20 protein-coding genes are annotated in these 18,282 nt (G+C 38.1%); 13 read left to right on the plus strand and 7 right to left on the minus strand.

The features are described 5' to 3' along the window. Positions 1-9: 9 nt before the first annotated feature. Positions 10-456, plus strand: coding sequence for a PPC domain-containing DNA-binding protein (locus tag AB1278_RS12330; protein WP_429814650.1), 447 nt, complete (start codon positions 10-12; stop codon positions 454-456). A 123-nt stretch (positions 457-579) separates the two neighbouring features. On the opposite strand, the gene AB1278_RS12335 is transcribed toward AB1278_RS12330, so the two are convergent. From AB1278_RS12335 to AB1278_RS12345, 3 genes are read right to left on the minus strand one after another with little or no spacing between them, the layout of a single operon-like run. Next, positions 580-1,383, minus strand: coding sequence for a helix-turn-helix domain-containing protein (locus AB1278_RS12335; RefSeq protein WP_202840267.1), 804 nt, complete (start codon positions 1,381-1,383; stop codon positions 580-582). A gap of 18 nt (positions 1,384-1,401) precedes the next feature. After that, positions 1,402-1,803 carry a GlcG/HbpS family heme-binding protein gene (locus AB1278_RS12340; protein WP_343638465.1) on the minus strand — a complete coding sequence of 134 codons (402 nt, stop codon included), beginning with the start codon at positions 1,801-1,803 and terminating at the stop codon, positions 1,402-1,404. Positions 1,804-1,807: 4 nt separating this feature from the next. Next, positions 1,808-2,599 carry an SDR family oxidoreductase gene (locus AB1278_RS12345; RefSeq protein ID WP_429814654.1) on the minus strand — a complete coding sequence of 264 codons (792 nt, stop codon included), beginning with the start codon at positions 2,597-2,599 and terminating at the stop codon, positions 1,808-1,810. A gap of 196 nt (positions 2,600-2,795) precedes the next feature. Here AB1278_RS12345 and AB1278_RS12350 point away from each other — a divergent pair, with 196 nt between their 5' ends. The 6 genes from AB1278_RS12350 to pdeM all read left to right on the plus strand — a co-directional run bounded on the left by AB1278_RS12350 (position 2,796) and on the right by pdeM (position 10,889). Beyond that, a complete protein-coding gene (locus AB1278_RS12350) occupies positions 2,796-4,253 on the plus strand; it encodes a S41 family peptidase (RefSeq protein WP_429814657.1) in 1,458 nt (485 codons plus the stop codon). 139 nt (positions 4,254-4,392) lie between these two features. Then, on the plus strand, positions 4,393-5,415 hold the full coding sequence (locus AB1278_RS12355; protein WP_429814660.1) for a ligase-associated DNA damage response exonuclease: 1,023 nt from the start codon (positions 4,393-4,395) through the stop codon (positions 5,413-5,415). Continuing rightward, complete coding sequence (locus AB1278_RS12360) at positions 5,412-6,992, plus strand: ATP-dependent DNA ligase (RefSeq protein WP_429814663.1); 1,581 nt, start codon at positions 5,412-5,414, stop codon at positions 6,990-6,992. The genes AB1278_RS12355 and AB1278_RS12360 overlap by 4 nt, the downstream gene beginning before the upstream one ends. 19 nt (positions 6,993-7,011) lie before the next feature. Continuing rightward, positions 7,012-9,465: a ligase-associated DNA damage response DEXH box helicase gene (locus tag AB1278_RS12365; protein ID WP_429814666.1), complete on the plus strand. Its 2,454-nt coding sequence runs from the start codon at positions 7,012-7,014 to the stop codon at positions 9,463-9,465. A gap of 128 nt (positions 9,466-9,593) precedes the next feature. Further along, entirely contained in the window at positions 9,594-10,196 is a 603-nt protein-coding gene (locus AB1278_RS12370; RefSeq protein ID WP_429814669.1) for a 2,3-bisphosphoglycerate-dependent phosphoglycerate mutase, read from the plus strand. Positions 10,197-10,244: 48 nt separating this feature from the next. Beyond that, positions 10,245-10,889, plus strand: coding sequence for a ligase-associated DNA damage response endonuclease PdeM (gene pdeM, locus AB1278_RS12375; RefSeq protein ID WP_429814672.1), 645 nt, complete (start codon positions 10,245-10,247; stop codon positions 10,887-10,889). 60 nt (positions 10,890-10,949) lie between these two features. Here the strand turns inward: pdeM and AB1278_RS12380 are convergent, their stop codons facing one another. Next, on the minus strand, positions 10,950-12,170 hold the full coding sequence (locus tag AB1278_RS12380) for an MFS transporter (protein ID WP_429814675.1): 1,221 nt from the start codon (positions 12,168-12,170) through the stop codon (positions 10,950-10,952). Positions 12,171-12,320: 150 nt separating this feature from the next. Here AB1278_RS12380 and AB1278_RS12385 point away from each other — a divergent pair, with 150 nt between their 5' ends. The 5 genes from AB1278_RS12385 to AB1278_RS12405 all read left to right on the plus strand — a co-directional run bounded on the left by AB1278_RS12385 (position 12,321) and on the right by AB1278_RS12405 (position 14,789). Beyond that, positions 12,321-12,911 (plus strand): TetR/AcrR family transcriptional regulator, encoded by a 591-nt coding sequence (locus AB1278_RS12385; protein ID WP_343638484.1) that lies wholly within the window; start codon positions 12,321-12,323, stop codon positions 12,909-12,911. A gap of 70 nt (positions 12,912-12,981) precedes the next feature. Continuing rightward, complete coding sequence (locus AB1278_RS12390; protein WP_343638486.1) at positions 12,982-13,440, plus strand: hypothetical protein; 459 nt, start codon at positions 12,982-12,984, stop codon at positions 13,438-13,440. Positions 13,441-13,442: 2 nt separating this feature from the next. Then, positions 13,443-13,745 carry a DUF3817 domain-containing protein gene (locus tag AB1278_RS12395; RefSeq protein ID WP_343638487.1) on the plus strand — a complete coding sequence of 101 codons (303 nt, stop codon included), beginning with the start codon at positions 13,443-13,445 and terminating at the stop codon, positions 13,743-13,745. Then, positions 13,742-14,104 (plus strand): rhodanese-like domain-containing protein, encoded by a 363-nt coding sequence (locus tag AB1278_RS12400; RefSeq protein ID WP_343638489.1) that lies wholly within the window; start codon positions 13,742-13,744, stop codon positions 14,102-14,104. The genes AB1278_RS12395 and AB1278_RS12400 overlap by 4 nt, the downstream gene beginning before the upstream one ends. 178 nt (positions 14,105-14,282) lie before the next feature. Next, positions 14,283-14,789, plus strand: a complete 507-nt coding sequence (locus tag AB1278_RS12405; protein WP_227942070.1) for a pyridoxamine 5'-phosphate oxidase family protein — start codon at positions 14,283-14,285, stop codon at positions 14,787-14,789. Positions 14,790-14,890: 101 nt separating this feature from the next. Here the strand turns inward: AB1278_RS12405 and AB1278_RS12410 are convergent, their stop codons facing one another. The 3 genes from AB1278_RS12410 to AB1278_RS12420 all read right to left on the minus strand — a co-directional run bounded on the left by AB1278_RS12410 (position 14,891) and on the right by AB1278_RS12420 (position 16,609). Continuing rightward, entirely contained in the window at positions 14,891-15,124 is a 234-nt protein-coding gene (locus AB1278_RS12410; RefSeq protein WP_343638493.1) for a thioredoxin family protein, read from the minus strand. Between the two features lie 9 nt (positions 15,125-15,133). Continuing rightward, the gene (locus tag AB1278_RS12415) at positions 15,134-16,018 is read right to left on the minus strand and encodes a dihydrodipicolinate synthase family protein (protein ID WP_343638495.1); all 885 of its coding nucleotides are present in this window, start codon (positions 16,016-16,018) and stop codon (positions 15,134-15,136) included. Positions 16,019-16,153: 135 nt separating this feature from the next. After that, the gene (locus AB1278_RS12420) at positions 16,154-16,609 is read right to left on the minus strand and encodes a cupin domain-containing protein (protein WP_330746358.1); all 456 of its coding nucleotides are present in this window, start codon (positions 16,607-16,609) and stop codon (positions 16,154-16,156) included. A gap of 100 nt (positions 16,610-16,709) precedes the next feature. Here AB1278_RS12420 and AB1278_RS12425 point away from each other — a divergent pair, with 100 nt between their 5' ends. Continuing rightward, on the plus strand, positions 16,710-18,137 hold the full coding sequence (locus AB1278_RS12425) for a PLP-dependent aminotransferase family protein (protein ID WP_429814681.1): 1,428 nt from the start codon (positions 16,710-16,712) through the stop codon (positions 18,135-18,137). Positions 18,138-18,282 lie beyond the last annotated feature (145 nt).

Here is an 18,282-nt window from a genome sequence, read left to right on the forward strand (position 1 = left end):
ATGGAAATCATGAATTATAAAGGAAACCATTGGTCTGCAAGGAAAGTGGATCATATTTACATCGTTAGTATTGAAAATCATTCCAATATTGTAGAAACTTTAACCGACTTTATCCAGAATCAGAATATCCGGGCGGGAGAAGTAACAGGAATAGGAGCTGTGAGTGAAGCCACTCTCCGTTTCTTTAATCCGGCCACCAAAAAATATGTGGACAGGACTTTCAAAGAACAGATGGAAGTCACCAATATTTCCGGAAATGTTTCTGAAATAGAAGGAAAACAAACCCTGCACCTTCACATTACGCTCGGAAGACAAGATTACACAGCTTTGGCCGGACACCTTCTGGAGGCAAAAATTCAGGGTGCCGGAGAATTTATTTTTTACCCTTTGGCAACGAGAGTTGTAAAAATTAAAAATGAAGAAACAGGAATCAACTTTTATGATTTTGATAAATAATCCGGTTCCCGTGTAGTATTTTTAATCAAATATTTATTGAATGTTTTATTCGTTACATAAAGGTAAATACAAAGACACAAGAGTATTTCCTGTGTCTTTGCATTTACGGCAAACCAGCAATGCTTAAACCTCCGTAGTCGTTACTCCGAATTTCTTTTTAAAAGAAGAATAAAAATGAGATAAATTCTCAAAGCCCAGATCAAGATAAATATCTGAAGGCTTTTTATCCTGAGTTTTAATCAAATAATAGGCTTCCTTCAGTCTTTTTTCTTTCAGCCACTGTTTGGGAGCCATTTTAAATATTTTACTGAAATCCCTTTTAAATCCGGAAAGACTGCGTCCCGTAAGCCTTGCAAAAGCATCTACGGAAACATTGAACATATAGTTTTTGTTCATAAACTCTGCAAGATCAATCTTATGAGGCCCGGAAAAATCAAAAAGAAGATTTTTAAAATCCGGATTGCTCAGCAAAAGTAACTCTATGGCTTCTTTCACTTTTAATGCCGCTAACTTTGGAGGAATTTCCTTTGTTTTATTGATGTAAGGAATAAGAGAAGCAAAATAACTCCCAAAGAAATCATCAGGCTCAAAAAACAACTGCTGATTACCCGGAAAAGGTGTATTTGCTGCTATTCTGTTCTCCGTGGCATACTGTCTTAATGTTTCATCATCAAGCGTAATAGAAATAAACTGATACTTTTCGTTAGCGGAAGGATATTTGATCGTTCTGATCAGTTGATTTTTCCTCACCAGAACTACTGTATTTTCTTTGATCACAGTTTTCCCCTGTTCATGAAAAGCATGCGTTTCTCCTGAAATCTGAAAACCCAGAAAATAATCAGGAATAAACTCTTCATGACCTCTGTAAGATTCAAATGCGCATGAATAAACCAGTTTATCAAATATGATTTCAGAAGTATTTTCCATGATACAAATATCTGAAATTTACGCAATAGCCTGCGCTCCTGCCTCGGCAATTTCTTTATCCTGTTCCGGAGTTCCCCCTGAAGAACCTATTGCGCCGATAATCTTTCCGGCTTTATCCTGTAATACGACACCGCCTGCGATAGTCAGAAGCCCTCCGTTAGAGTTCAGCATTCCATAGCCATGGACACCTGTTTCTGAAATGATTTCTTCCATGATATCACTGTTAACTCCAAACATAGCCGCCGTTCTTGCTTTTTTAAGGGCAAAATCAATCACTCCGTAAACACTGTCCAGTCTGGCTAATGCGATAAGATGTCCACCGCTATCTACCACGGCAATGCTCACAGGAATATTCATCAATAATGCTTTTTCCTTTGCTGCATGTAAGACTTTTTCGGCAGTTTTATAATTCAGTTCCATATGATTAGCTTTTTGTGTTCCATGCATCTGCCTGAAGCTGTTTTACAAAATCTTCAGTCTCCTTTGGATGTACATTCCTGAAATTACTGTTGTCATCTAAAGCTACATTTACAATTACTTCAGCCATAGATTGAGGATCAAGCTGGTGCGCTAAAGATTCTGCAGCTCCATCAAAAGCAGATTCCGGAGTGAAATTGATTTTCGGATCATACCAGTGGAAAATAGAATCTACTCCCCTGTCATTGAAACCTGTTCCAAATACACCCGGATTACAGGTTGCAATCTTGATATTGAATGGGGCAAGTTCAGTTCTTAAACCTTCTGCAATAGATTCCAGCGCATGTTTTGAAGCACAATAAGCAGCAACATAAGGAACAGTCCATAAACCTCCCATTGAAGAGGTGAAAACAACCTTCCCGCTTTTCTTTTCAACAAATTTTTTGATAAAACTCTGTGCAAGATTCAACGCACCAAAAACATTCACTTCAAACATAGAACGGATAATATCTACCGGTTGTTCTGCAATGGGACCTCCCTCCATAATTCCTGCGTTACTGATCAGAATATCTATATCATTGTATTTCTTTACAATATACTCCACATCTCTTGGGTTGGTTACATCCAGTTTATCCACGATCAAGGTTATTCCATGTTCCTTGGCTTCACGGATTAAATCACTCATCTGAGGATAGATCTGTGCAGTAGCAATTACCTGATGCCCTTTTTTAGCAAGCTCGAAAGCAGCAATCTTTCCAAATCCGCTTGCTGCGCCTGTAATTAAAATTGTTTTACTCATTGTATTCTTTTTTAATGATGCTCCAAAATTCAAAAATTTTTCAAAGGGCAATATTGGCTCAAGGTTCATTTTTATATTGCTGAAAAGCTCAAAAAAAAAACAGTGGAATAAGATTTTGTTTAATAACCTCTTTTTACATCATAAAAAGATAGATTTATCGTTAAATTTGTAACCTTTAAAAACTAAAAACCAACCTATGCTTAAAATTAAAATACTCCTTTTAATTTTTATCTCCTCTTCTTCTTTTAGCTATGCTCAAAACTGTAATTGTGAAAGTAATTATCAGTGGGTAAAAAAGACTTTTGAAGAAAATGATGCCGGATATCAGTATATCATTGATAAAAAGGGAATTTCAGCTTACCAGGCCCATAACGATGATTTTCTGAAAAAAATCAAAAATGCAAAATCTGATACGGAATGTACCCAGACTATTTATGATTGGCTTACATTCTTCAGATCCGGGCATTTTTCCATCAGAATGATCGAAAAAAGTAATCAGCAATCTCAGTCTCAAGCACCAGCCTCAACCACAAATGGAAAAACAGAAACGGTAACAATAGATATTGATAAATTTAAAAAAGAAATTGTTTCTAAAAAAGATTCTGATATTGAAGGAATCTGGGAAACCGAACCTTATACCATAGGGATTAAAAAATTTGGAGATGTATACAAAGGTTTTATCATCAAATCCGGAGCTGAAAACTGGAAACCGAATGACTTAAAACTGATTTTCAGTGCCGACAGGTCGAAAGGAGCTTTCTATGTAAGAAATAAATCCGGTCAGGAAATAAAGAGCATACGTTTGGTGGGAAAAAACTATCTTGAAATCAATGATTTTATCCTGAGAAGAGTTTCCCCTGCATTTGAAAAGGAAGAAGGAATTGAAACACACTATGAAGCAATAAAGGCTCAAAAACCTTTTCTGAAACCACTTAACAAAACAACATTGCTTTTGAGGATTCCTTCATTCAACGGGGCTTTGAAAAAAGATATAGACAGCGTAATTACAGCCAACAAATCTAAAATCGAAAGTACGGAAAATCTTATTATTGATATCAGGTATAACGGAGGCGGTAGTGATAACAGTTTTGCTAAAATTATTCCTTATCTCTACACCAATCCTGTCAGAAGTGTCAGAACGCAGTTTTATTCTACGAAACTGAATAATCAGAGAATGCTGGATCTTTATGAAAATTACCAGAAATACGGAATACCGGAAGACGAAAGAGAATATCTGAAAAAAGCGTATGATAAACTCAGCCAGAATCTGGGTAAGTATGTAAGTTTACAGGATGATGGAAGTACTGTAGGAATCAATAAGATGGATGAAATTTCTCCTTACCCTAAAAATGTAGGAATTATCATCAATAATGGAAATGGTAGTACTGCAGAAGAGTTTTTACTCGTTGCCAGACAAAGTAAAAAGGTAAAACTCTTTGGAACAACTACTGCCGGAGTGCTGGATATTTCCAATATGTATTTTGTAAATTCACCCTGCAACGAATTTAAACTGGGATATTCGCTCTCCAAAAGTTTCCGTATTCCGGATATGGCCATTGATGGAAAAGGCATTCAGCCTGACTATTTCATTGATCAGTCCATCCCAGATTATCAATGGATTGATTATGTAAACAATGTTTTGAATGAAAAATAAAATAATGAGCTGTTTTCAAATGGAGACAGCTTTTTTTGATGTTTTTCCGTAAAACAATCAGTTTTTACTTAATAAAAAATACCATATTATTAAAATTGGTTAAGTTTTTGAAGCGTATTTTTGTAAACCAGTCACACCATTGAAATTAATCACATTTACTAAAAAAGGAATTTACTGCCCGCAAGGGAAATTTTATATTGATCCCTGGAGACCCGTGGATATGGCGGTTATTACCCATGGCCACGCCGATCATGCCCGTTGGGGAATGAAAAAATACCTTTGTCATCATTTTACAAAACCTATTTTGTACCAAAGAATAGGACCGGATATCGAATGCCAGGGCGTGGAATATGGAGAAGTTATTACCATTAACGGAGTAAAACTTTCGCTTCATCCTGCAGGGCATATCATTGGTTCTGCACAGATAATGCTTGAATATAAAGGATATGTAACCGTAATTTCAGGAGATTATAAAGTTCAGAATGATGGATTGAGCACTCCTTTTGAGCTGGTAAAATGTAATGAATTTGTGACAGAAAGTACTTTTGGGCTTCCCATCTACAACTGGCTGGAAGTTCCGGATTTAAATAATAAACTTCAGAACTGGGTACTGAAGAATAAAGAAAATAACAAAACCTCTGTTTTCATTGGATATTCTCTCGGGAAAGCCCAGCGTATTATGAAAGCCGTGGAAGAACTGGGAAAAATATACGTTCACTATTCCATCGGAAAACTGAATGAAGCCTTTGAAGCAGTGGGAATTGATCTTCCTGAATATACCATTGCAGATTTCAGGGAACGTCCGAAAGAAGTGGAACACGAAATTGTGATTGTTCCGCCTGCTTTACTCGACAGCAACGTAATTAAAAAGATTCCGGATCCGGCTACTGCAATATGCTCCGGCTGGATGCAGGTTCGCGGTGCCAGAAGATGGCGCAGTGCGGACGCAGGATTTGCGATGAGTGATCATGCAGACTGGAAAGGATTGTTACAGACTGTGAAAGCAACAGAAGCAGAGCTTGTACACGTAACGCACGGACAAACCGAAGTTTTTTCAAAATATCTGAACGAAATCGGAATCCAATCTGATGTGGTCGAAACATTATATGGTGAGGATGAAGAAGAATCTGAAAAAGAAACCCTTGAAACCCCGGAATCATGAGACATTTTGCAGAACTTATCAACGCTTTGGAAACCACCAATAAGACCAACGCTAAAATTGATGCCATCATCGATTATCTGGAACGTGCTCCTGATGAAGACAAAGTATGGTTTATCGCCTTATTTACCGGGAAAAGGCCCAAAAGAAATGTCAATACCAATTACATGAAAGATTGGGCACTGGAAATTACCCGGCTTCCTTACTGGCTGTTTCAGGAATCTTACTCTTCTGTTGGCGATTTGGGAGAAACATTATCCTTAATACTGCCTCCTCCCAAGGAAAAAATAGAACGTACTTTATCAGAATGGATGAATGATATCGTAAGTTTAAAAGGCAGGACAGATGCAGAAAAAAAAGAATTTGTACTGCAGTCTTGGAATGGCCTGGATTATACCGAACGTCTGATTTTCAATAAATTAATTGGCGGGAGCTTCAGAATCGGAGTATCAGACAAAACGTTGATCAATGCCCTGACCAGGTTTTCCGGCCAGGAACCGAGTGCCCTGATGCACAGCTTAATGGGAAAATGGCTGCCGGATGAAGTTTCCTTCAGAGAACTTATTGATGCGGAAAATGTGAATCCTGACAATTCAAAACCCTATCCTTTCTGCCTTGCCTATCCTCTGGAAAAACCGGCTGAAGAATTGGGAAATCCCGACGAATGGCTGGTAGAATACAAATGGGACGGAATCCGCGGACAAATCATCAGAAGAAATGACGAAGTTTTCATCTGGTCAAGAGGTGAAGAACTTGTTACAGAACAATTTCCTGAAATCACAGAAGTCATAAAAGCCATGAAAGGTAATTTTGTACTGGATGGAGAAATACTTGCGGTAAAGGAGGGTAAGGTTTTAAATTTTAATGAATTACAGAAAAGATTAAACAGAAAAACTTTAACAAAAAAAATGCTCTCGGAAATTCCGATTGAAGTTTTTGTCTATGATTTATTGGAACTTGAAAATAACGACCTGAGAGAAAAGCCTATTTCCGCAAGAAGAGCTCTTCTTGAAGAGTTATTATGGAATGAAAAGCCCGAAAATATCAGTATTTCAAAAAGTCTGGATTTTGAGAAATGGGAAGAACTGGATGCTCTTCGTGAAAATTCAAGGGAAATAAACAGTGAAGGACTGATGCTGAAACAAAAAAATTCTCCCTATCATTCCGGACGGAAAAAAGGCGACTGGTGGAAGTGGAAAATCAATCCGCTAACCATTGATGCGGTCCTGATTTATGCTCAGAAAGGAAGCGGCAGGCGGAGTGCTTACTACACCGATTATACTTTTGCCGTGAAAAACGGTGATACATTGGTAACTATTGCTAAAGCCTATTCCGGATTAACAGACAAGGAAATCATGGAGGTGAGCCGGTTTGTAACCAAAAATGCCATTGAAAAATTTGGTCCTGTAAGAACTGTAAAAGCAGAACTGGTCTTTGAAATTGCTTTTGAAGGCATAGGATTCAGCAACCGTCATAAAAGTGGTGTCGCCCTCCGTTTTCCCAGAATTGTAAGATGGCGAAAAGACAAAACGGTAGATGAGATTGATGATTTGGAAGAAATTAAAAAATTAATACAATAGTATTTTAATCAAATATAAATTGGCAGCTTTTGAACATACCACCGGATTAAAGATCATCCAGCAATGGATGACCGATAAAGGTATTGCCCCTTTTAAATTTCAGCTGGAAACCTGGAAGAAATTTGGAAACGGATACAGCGGAATGGTGGTTGCTCCCACCGGTTTTGGAAAAACTTTTTCCGTGTTTTTAGCCTTGGTTTCAGACTTTCTCAATCATCCTGAACAATATAAAAAAGGATTGAAAATGATCTGGATAACACCCCTTCGTTCTCTTTCCAAAGATATTGCAAAAGCAATGCAGGAAGCTATTGACGAAATCGGACTTGACTGGACGGTAGGTGTAAGAAACGGAGATACCGATCCCAAAGTAAGACAGCAGCAGGTGAAGAAAATGCCGGAAATTCTTGTGGTAACCCCTGAAAGTCTTCATTTGCTTCTCGCTCAGAAAAATAATGAACGTTTTTTCACCGGAATGAAATGCGTGGCTGTGGATGAATGGCATGAGCTATTAGGTTCAAAACGTGGTGTGATGGTAGAACTCGGTATTTCACAGCTTAGAAAATATACCCCAAAAATGAAGATCTGGGGAATTACGGCAACGATCGGAAATCTGGATGAAGCCATGGATGTGCTTATTCCCTATGATATTAAAAAGACAAAAATAACCGCCAAAGAGCACAAAAAGATAGATATTATCCCGGTTTTCCCCAATGAAATTGAAATATTGCCATGGGCCGGGCACCTTGGCAATAAGCTCGCCGATAAAGTGGTTCCCATTATTCTGGATTCAAAATCTACCATTGTTTTTACGAACACCAGAAGCCAGAGTGAAATGTGGTATCAGTTATTGTTGGATGCACATCCGGATTTTGCGGGACAGATTGCCATTCATCACAGTTCTATTGATGCTCATTTAAGAATCTGGATTGAGGAAAACTTAAGTTCAGGAAAGTTAAAAGCTGTTGTCTCCACATCATCCCTCGATCTGGGTATTGATTTTAAGCCTGTAGACACCGTTATTCAGGTTGGATCTGCCAAAGGAGTTGCCCGTTTCCTTCAAAGAGCAGGACGCAGCGGCCACTCCCCTTTTGAAACTTCAAAAATTTATTGCGTTCCGACCCATTCTTTAGAACTGATTGAAGTTTCAGCGTTAAAAGAAGCCGTAAAGCAGAAAGTCGTTGAGCCACGGGAACCCCAGGTCCTGTGTTTCGATGTTTTGGTTCAGTTTCTTATGACATTGGCTGTTGGAGATGGCTTTTATCCTGATGAACTCTATGGAAGAATCAAAAAAGTGTATGCTTTTCAGGAAATGCTGGATGAGGAATGGAAAAGCATTCTCGAATTCCTGACCATTGGCGGCAGTGTATTAAAAAACTATGAAGAATTCCACAAGATCGTCATTATGGAAGACGGTCTGTATAAAGTCACTTCAAGGAAAATTGCAATGCTTCACCGGATGAATATGGGCGTGATTGTAAGTGATGCCATGCTGAAAGTGAAATTTATTTCCGGAGGCTATATTGGAATGATTGAGGAATATTTTATTTCAAAACTTAAAAAAGAAGAAAAATTTATTCTGGCCGGAAGAACCCTCGAGGTCGCCATGATTAAAGATATGACAGTCTACGTAAGAGCCGCTAAAGGAAGAGCTTTAGTCCCAAGTTATCTTGGTGGGAGGCTGCCGCTAAGTTCCAATCTGGGTCACTTTTTAAGAGAAAAGCTCTCCCATGCATTAAGTCCGAAAGCTTCTGAAAAAGAACTGAAGTTTCTGCATCCTTTACTGATCAATCAGGAAACCCGTTCCCATATTCCCAAAGAAGATGAATTTCTGGTGGAAATGATCAAGAACCGTGAAGGTTACCATTTGTTCATGTATCCTTTTGAAGGGCGTCTTGTGCATGAAGTCATGGCTGCTCTGATTGCCTACCGTATCTCAAAGCTCGCTCCTATTTCCTTTTCCATGGCCATGAATGATTATGGATTTGAGCTGTTCAGCGATAAGGAAATCCCTTTAAATGAGGATAATCTACAGCAGATTTTAACTCGCGAAAACCTGATGAATGATGTTATTGCAAGCATCAATTCTGCGGAAATGGCCCGGAGGAAGTTCCGTGATATTGCCGTCATTTCAGGAATGGTCATTCAAAATTATGCCGGACAGCAACGCTCCAACAAATCGCTGCAAAGTTCTGCAGGATTAATTTTTAAAGTATTGGAGGACCATGATTCCAATCATTTTTTAATAAAGCAGGCGTATACAGAAGTTTTTAATATGCAGCTTCAGGAACAAAGGCTTGTAGAGGCTTTTAAAAGAATTGAAAAATCGGAAATTATTTTAAAACATTCCCGTTCCTTTACACCACTGAGTTTTCCGATTAAAGTAGACAGCTTAAGACAAACGCTTTCCAGCGAAGGTCTGGATGCGAGAATTAAAAGAATGTTGAAACTGTCTGATATAAGTGATATTTCATAAATGAATTCCTAAGTTTCCTTCAATTTTAATCCTATTCTTAGCCTAATATTCTATGTTAATTTTCTTGATAAGATTAAATAATCATCGTAACTTAGAATATATCTTATAGAAGTTTAATAGAATTTAAAATGGAAAAATTGTTCCTGGTCCGTCACGGACAGTCACTCTGGAATCTTGAAAACAGATTTACAGGCTGGAAAGATATTGATATAACAGAAGCGGGTATTGAAGAAGCAAAAAAAGCAGGTATTGCCTTGAAAGGAGAAAGAATTGATATCGCTTTTACTTCTGCACTCATCAGAGCACAGCATACCCTCTCTATCATTTTGGATGTCATTGGAAATCCTGATATTCCTGTCATTCAAGATAAAGCACTCAACGAACGCTGTTATGGAAACCTTGAAGGATTAAATAAAGCAGACACCGCGCTGAAATATGGAGCCGAACAGGTTCACATCTGGCGCAGGTCTTATGATGTAGTTCCTCCCGGCGGAGAAAGTCTTAAAGACACTTATAACAGAGTGATCCCTTATTTTGAAAGAGAGATACAGCCGTTATTGAAACAAGGCAAAAATGTATTAATTGTGGCCCACGGAAATAGCCTTCGTGCCTTAATTATGTATCTGGAGCATCTTTCTCCCGAAGAGATCTTAGAAAGAGAGATTGCTACGGGTTTTCCTCTGACCTATATTTTTGATGAAAAATTTCACGTCAGCCGGAAAGTTAGCTGATCCGGTTTAAATAGCTTACCTTTAAACCTTCAATTTTCAATCCATCAAGTGTTTATAGCAACTAAAAATATTTCCATCCAAAATGAGACTTTCATTCTGACCAATCAGCGGGCGGCATTCTGGCAAAAAGAAAAAGCGTTAATTCTTTCCGATCTTCACATCGGGAAAACCGCTCATTTCCGAAAAAACGGTATTGCACTGGCCAATCATATTATGAAAAGTGATCTGGAAAGATTATCTGCTCTGATTGAATATTTTCAGCCGGAAAAGTTTGTGGTGGTTGGAGATTTGCTTCATGCCGGAGACAATTCTGATGTGGATGAATTCTGTATGTGGAAAAATCAATACCCTGATATTCAGTTTTATCTTATTGAAGGAAACCATGACCGGATTTCAAAAACGCTGGAAAAAAAGTTATGTTTTAATCATAAATCTGAATGGCTGGAAATAGATGATATTACGTTCATTCATGATTTTGATTCATCCAGATCCGGATTTCAGATTACCGGACATATCCATCCGGGAATTGTGCTGAATTCTGCGGTAAAGAATATCAGACTTCCCTGTTTTGCTTTAAGCAGCAATCAGTTATTACTGCCTGCATTCAGTGAATTTACAGGACTGGACACGAAAAATCTGCCTAAGAAAAGTACATTTTTTGTGTTTACGGATGCAGATATTTATGAGATTTAAGGTTCTTTTACTATTAAAAAATACCCCTGTCAACGTAAAAACCTTGACAGGGGTAAAAAACTATATATTTTTCTTGCTTAAACGGATACTGTAGATGGTTATTAAAACCGTAACAAACAGGAATAAAGCTCCTATCCATGGTGTGCTTGCCAGTCCTAAAGAGGATGTTACAATCATTCCACCTGCATAAGATCCGATGGCAATACCAATATTAAAAGCAGCAATATTAATCCCCGAAGCAACGTCTTCAGTTCCGGGCAGTTCTTTTTCTGCAATCTGGACTACCAACAGCTGAAGTCCGGGAACCGAAGCAAATGATAATGCTCCCAGAAGGAAAAGTGTAACGATACTGAATACCGGGCTGTTTACAGTGAAATAAAATGCCAGTAGTATCAGTCCTTGTGCAGCAAACATCCATAAAAGGGCATTCAGAGGATTTTTATTGGCTACTTTTCCTCCAATCAGGTTTCCCAGGGCAATGGCAATTCCATAAATCAAAAGAATAAAAGTGACTGTAGATTCCTGAAACCCTGTGATTTTCTGTAAAATGGGCGACAGATACGTAAATACCACAAACATACCTCCATATCCCATTGCGGTCATTAAAAAAGCAAAAATCAAACGCTTGTTACCCAGTACTTTAAACTGGCTTTTTAAAGAAGCTGTTTTTCCATTCTTAAGATTTTTAGGCACCAGTAACAAGCTGGCAACCAATCCGATAATTCCAAGGATCGAAACGCCGATGAAAGTCGCTCTCCAGCCGAAATGCTGTCCTATGAATGTTCCCAGCGGAACTCCCGTTACTATGGCGAGAGTAAGCCCGGCAAACATGATGGAAATTGCGGTAGCTCTTTTCTCTTCAGGAACCAGTGAAGCTGCAATGGTAGAACCTATAGAAAAATAAACCCCATGGGCCAATCCTGTAAGTATTCTGGCCAGCACCAATGTTATAAAGCTTGGAGCAATAGAAGCCAGCCCGTTTCCAATAACGAATAGCAGCATGATCGATACCAGCAGCATCTTACGCGGCATTTTCCCTGTGAGTGCTGTTAAGATCGGTGCTCCGATAGCTACTCCTATCGCATAAAGACTTACCAGAAGCCCTGCTGAAGGAATGGTAATTCCAAGGTCTGATGCTACTGTGGGAAGAAGTCCCACAATGACAAATTCCGTTGTTCCTATTCCGAATGCACTTATTGTTAATGCCCATAAAGCAGCAGGAAGACCTCTTTTGGCTGTCTGTGCTTCAGTATTGATCTGTATTTCTTTTTGAAAATTCATTGTCTTGTAATTTGTTGATATTGACAAGGCAAATTTCCGATGAATATTTGTATTATAAAAATTATTTAAATTCTATCAAAGTATCAGAATAATGATAGTTTTATTTTCCCTGTAAAATTTGTTTCTTTGCAACAATAATCAGCAGTTTTAATGAAGAAATCAGAAGCAACCCGTCTTACTATTCTCCAGAAAGCGTTCAAATTGATCTATGTGAAAGGTTTTCAGACTACAAGCATTGATGAAATTATTGCAACGACTCGGGTGACGAAAGGTGCTTTCTATTATCATTTTAAAACCAAAGATGAAATGGGGCTGGCTATTATCACAGATCTGATGAAACCCAACTTCAGAAAAACTTTCATTAACACTCTTCACAACAATCCGGATCCTTTAAAAAGCATTTATGATATCATGCACCATCTTTTGATGGAAAATGATTTTTTAAAAGTGGAATACGGCTGCCCTACTTCTAATTTTGTGCAGCAAATGGCTCCATGGCATAACGCCTTTACCCAGGCTCTTCACGAACTGTCAAAAGAATGGGAACTGGCGCTTGCAGAAAGTATTGAAAGAGGTAAAAATGCCGGATTAATCAAAAAAGAAGTAAGTGCAAAAGAAGTGAGTGTTTTTGTGATTTCTGGGTATTGGGGAGTAAGAAATCTGGGCAAACTTGAAAACTCAAAAGAAGTATATCTCACTTATTTAAAAGGGCTTAAGTCTTATTTTAAAAGCCTTCAGTAATTTTTTTATTAAAAAACATACTAAGTAGTATGTTTTTTGTTTTACCTTTGCTCTGTTCAAAAAATAACCCATGTATCAAACCCTGACTTTTTTACATTCCCAAACCCGTTGGCTGGTTTTAATAAGTTTAGTCTACGCAATTTTCCGGGCTTTTAAAGGATATTTCTCAGACCGGAAATTTACAGCAATAGATAATTCTGTGAGACACTGGACCGCTACAATTGCTCATATCCAACTGATTATAGGAATGATTTTTTATCTCAAAAGCCCTGTGATTCAATACTTCTGGAAACATTTTAATGAAGCTAAAGATTCATTTGAACATCTGTTTTTCGGGTTAATCCATATCGTACTGATGATTACAGCGATTGTCATTATCACAATTGGCTCAGCGCTGGCTAAAAGAAAGCTTTCAGATAAAGAAAAATTCAAAACGATGGGCATTTGGTTTTCCTGTGCGATGATCATTATTTTCATTGCCATTCCCTGGCCATTTTCTCCTTTTGCAAACAGACCTTATTTCAGATAATTATGATCAATTTATTTAAAACAAAAATCGGCAGACTGAGAATTCTGGCGATCCTGGAAGGAATTTCACTCCTGAGTTTGGTATTTATTGCTGTTCCGGTGAAATACTGGATGGGAAATCCCTTGTTTGTAAGGCTTATCGGCCCTGTTCATGGAACATTATTCCTGCTTTTCCTGTTCAACACATTGAGTGTAGGTGTAGAACAAAACTGGAAATGTAAAGAAATAACCTGGAAGGTAATTCTTGCCTGCTTTATTCCATTCGGGACATTTTATATTGACAAAAAAATACTGAGCAAGCTATGAAAAGTATTCTCCTCATTTTGGGTGCAGTTTTTATTCTGTACATTGTGTATAGGGTTTACCGGATGCAGACCTTGGACAACGGATTGCCCGAACTCATCAGAAAAGGAGCTGTTATTCTTGATGTAAGAACTGAAAAGGAATACCAGACAGGGCATATAGAAGGTTCCATTAATATTTCTTTAGGGACAATCAGAGAACGGTATGGAGAACTGGATCCTGAAAAAACATATATAATAGTATGTTCACACGGGCTTCGAAGTGTAAAAGTTGAAACTATTCTGAAAGAAAAAGGATTTAAACGTGTATACAACGGAGGCGCATGGAGTGATCTTCAGACAACATTAAGTAAGAAACAATAATCTTTCGATCATAATTTTAAGGAGAGATTAACTTTAAACCGAGTTTTCTAAATAAATTAAGCTTAGGTACCACACTTTGTTACTTTTTGGTCAGGTATTTGAAAGACTTAAGCAAATTATTCATCATTCTGCTGAATAAATTTCTTTTAGTTTACATTAATCACTTAAAATATTTAATATGTCAACAGAAAATCTTACCCACCTTGAAGCGATCAAAAAGATCAAAGAACTGTCAGAAAAAGCAAGAATATGTATGTTCTGTACAGAACTGGAAACCACTCCCATCAATTCAAGACCAATGACCCTTCAGGAAACAGACGACAGCGGAAATTTGTGGTTTATCAGCAGTGGAACCAGCAATAAGAATTTTGAAATCAAAGAAGACCGGAGAGTACAGTTGTTTTTTATGAATAACAGCGACTCCCAATATCTTTCGGTGTATGGAGAAGCTTCTGTTTATAAGGACAAAGCAACCATAGAAGATAAATGGTCTCCAATGGCTAAGGCCTGGTTTGATGGTAAAGATGATCCCAATGTTACGATTATCCGTGTGGAACCTAAAGAAACCTATTACTGGGATACTAAAGCAGGAAAACTGGTAAGCCTGTTTAGTTTTGTTGCGGCCGCAATCACAGGAAATAAAACCGATAATTCGGATGGTGTAGAAGGAAATGCAACGATTTAGAAAGCTCTGAATAAGCAATACATTTTCCCACAGATTTTACAGCGGGAAAACAAATAAACGGCTCAAGAAATTGAGCCGTTTATACTACAAAATTAATACTGTTAATTTTTCACCTCTTCCATAGAAGCTCCAAAATTAATATGAAGCACATTGCCTTTTGGTGTCACTAGAGCAGGCACAGATTTTACTCCAGCCTTTTCCGCGTCCTCAATTTTGCTTCTGTCATTACCCAAATGGACAATTTCTACATTTTCCAAACCTATAAGGTTAACGATATCATGCTCAGCGCTGATACATACAGGGCATCCTGCGTGGTAAAAAATGGATTTTTTCATAAGATTATATTAATTGATAAGGGTTTTCATAATATTTTTTAATTCTTCGGTTTCTTTTTCGTGAAGCGGTTTCAGAGGGCTTCTCAGATTTCCCCCATCTTCACCCAGAATATTCAGACCTGATTTCACTGCTCTCGGCAATCCTTTGTTTACAATAAATTTTAAAAGGTCAAACTGCTGATAGAAAATCGTTTTTGCTTTTTCAAGATCACCTTCTTCTACCGCATGATAAAGGCTGATATTCAGTTCAGGAATAAGATTAGGAGCTGCCGTACACCAACCCCTTGCTCCCGCGGAAAATGCCGCCAGAGCCAAAGGATTGGAACCGTTGTAGAAGGCAACGTCTTCTCCCAGTTCTCTTCTCAGATAATGCATTCTCTGAACATCTCCTGTACTTTCTTTAATCATCGTTACATTGGGAATTTCAAGCAGCCTTTTCAGTAAAGCCGGAGACATATCTACTCCACTGGTTGCCGGATTATTGTATGCCATAATCGGGATCGATATTTTGCGTGCTACCGCATCATAATGCGTTACAATTTCGTCATCGGTAAGTTTCCAGTAGCTCATAGGAATGATCATCACCGCATCGGCTCCTGCTTTTTCTGCGAACTGAGCATGATGGATGGTTTTCTCCGTGGTAAGGTTGGATACACCTACAAGCGTTGGAATTCTGCCTTTTACCTGCTGTAAAGTAGCTTCCGTAACTTCTTCTTTTTCTTCGTCAGATAAATAAGGCATTACCCCTGTGCTTCCCAATGGGGCAATTCCGTGGCTTCCGGAAGTGATCAGTCTTTCTACCAGATGTTTAAAAAGAGGAATATCTACTTTTTCATTTGGGTCAAAAGGTGTTATGGGATAAGCAATTATCCCTTTGAATGGAACATTTTTCATGTTTTGCTGATTTAAAATTTGAAAATAATTTTAACCATTAAGAAATATTGAGCATAGTTTCGCTTTGAAAGGAAAAATCATATCCGATATCAATAATTAACATACAAAAATTCTTAACGGTTTAAAGTTCTGGTATTAAAGGTCTCTGCCTTCTTCCTCTCTTAAGGCAACTCCCAAGTTCTGCAGCTGAGGCGCATTTTCGCAGGCAATATATTTGGCAGGTTCTGTATCGCTGAGATTCTGGTGTTTATGCCATGCCCATGAAGGAATATATACCGCATCTCCGGCTTCCCAATATACTCTTTCATCTTCTACTTCTGTCCATCCTTTCCCTTCAATGACAAATAAAACGGTTTCATAGGTGTGGCGGTGTCTGTTGGTTTGTTGTCCTGGGATAAGCCCGCCAATCGTCATGCTTACATTTTTACTCGGAAGATCTACAAAAAAAACCGGGTGTTTTCTTTCTGTTGAAAACTGATTGTGTTCTCCTGCATTTTCTACATTTTTATGAATCAAATGACTCGGTTTTACATACTTTGGTCTTGCAAAGGTTTCGTGGAAGTCTTTAGAACTGAATTGTTTCTTGTCCATGATTTTAAATTATTAGGGTTTTGTGCTTTATTGCATGGCAAAATTATTCTATCTTTGGACTGTTTAAATGATTCAGTTTTTATATAAATAGATAGTCCAGATGTTACGCCCTTGGAAATTAGAATTAGAAATTGATAAAAAGCTTGAAAAAGCAGTTTATCTACAGATTGCGGATACGATCATCTCTGATATACGTTCAGGAAGGTTAAAAACCGGAGACGCACTTCCGGGAAGCAGAAATCTTGCCCAGACCTTGAAAATTAACAGGAATACTGTTGTAGAAGCCTATCAGGTGCTGATCAATGAAGAGTGGGTAATTTCCAGAGAAAGGAAAGGTATTTTCGTATCGGAAAGACTCCCGGCTTTGCATGAAAAGAATGCAGAGGCATTACATAACCCATCTCATCAGCAGGTAATGTCTAATGGAATTGTAATCAATTTCGATGATGGACATCCCGACAGTAAAATTGCCCCTGTGACAGAGCTGGCCAGAGCCTACAGACAAATTTTCGGCATCAAAGCCAAGTGGCAGATGATGGGGTATGGAAATGAACATGGTGACACAGAATTTAGAAAAATGATTTCTCAGATGCTCAACCACCAGCGTGGAATGCATATTCATGAAAATGAAATTTCCATTACAAGGGGCAGCCAGATGGGAATGTTCCTTACCGCTCAGACACTTTTAAATCCCGGAGACATGGTTATTGTGGAAGATCCGGGGTATCAGCCTGCATGGCAGGCATTTGAGTATGCAGGAGCAAAGCTTTTGTCGGTCCCTGTAGATCAGGAAGGAATCCATATGGAGACTGTTGAAAAGCTTTTAAAGCAACATCAGAATATTAAAGCCCTGTATATTACTCCTCACAGACAATACCCTACTACAGTTACTTTGAGTCTGGCAAGACGATTACAATTAATTGAGCTGTCCAACCAATACAATATAACCATTATTGAAGATGATTATGATAATGAGTTTCACTTTGGATACCGCCCTATTCTCCCCATTTCAAGCTTTCCCGAACTGAACAATTATGTATACATCGGAACTTTAAGCAAGGTGGTAGCTCCGGCTTTAAGGATCGGTTATCTGGCCACTAAAAATCAGGAATTATTAAAAAGAATTGGTGATCTGAGAAAAATTATTGATGTACATGGAGATGTTATCATGGAACAGGCAGTTCTCCAGCTGATTAAAGAAGGAGCCATAAAAAAGCACATCAGAAAGGCCACTGTTCATTATAAAAACAAAAGAGATTTTGTCTTTGAACTGTTGACAAAATACATGAAAGATATTGCTGACTTTACATTGCCTGAAGGAGGCCTTGCCTTTTGGATTGTTCCCAAAACAAGGCTGGATTGGGATGCTGTAACAAAGCTTTTACTGGAAAAAAATATTAAGATTATTCATCCTAAACAATACAGTAAAAGCCAGGCAAACGGATTCCGGTTAAGTTACGGAGCACTTTCTGAAGAGCAGCTGGAGCAAAGTATCCCTGTTATCGCAGAGATTATCTCGGGTTTTTAACTTCCATAGATTTACACGATATTTATATAATCAAAAAATCAAATATTTTTTAAACTTATGTGAACTTCTCAGCAGGTTATCTTTAAACTTAAAAATCAACTTAAGTGTTTTAAACTTTTGTGATTTTGTTGTTTAGACCGGAAAA

It is taken from the genome of Chryseobacterium sp. NRRL B-14798 (assembly GCF_050470705.1).
Taxonomy (GTDB): Bacteria; Bacteroidota; Bacteroidia; order Flavobacteriales; family Weeksellaceae; genus Chryseobacterium; species Chryseobacterium cupriresistens.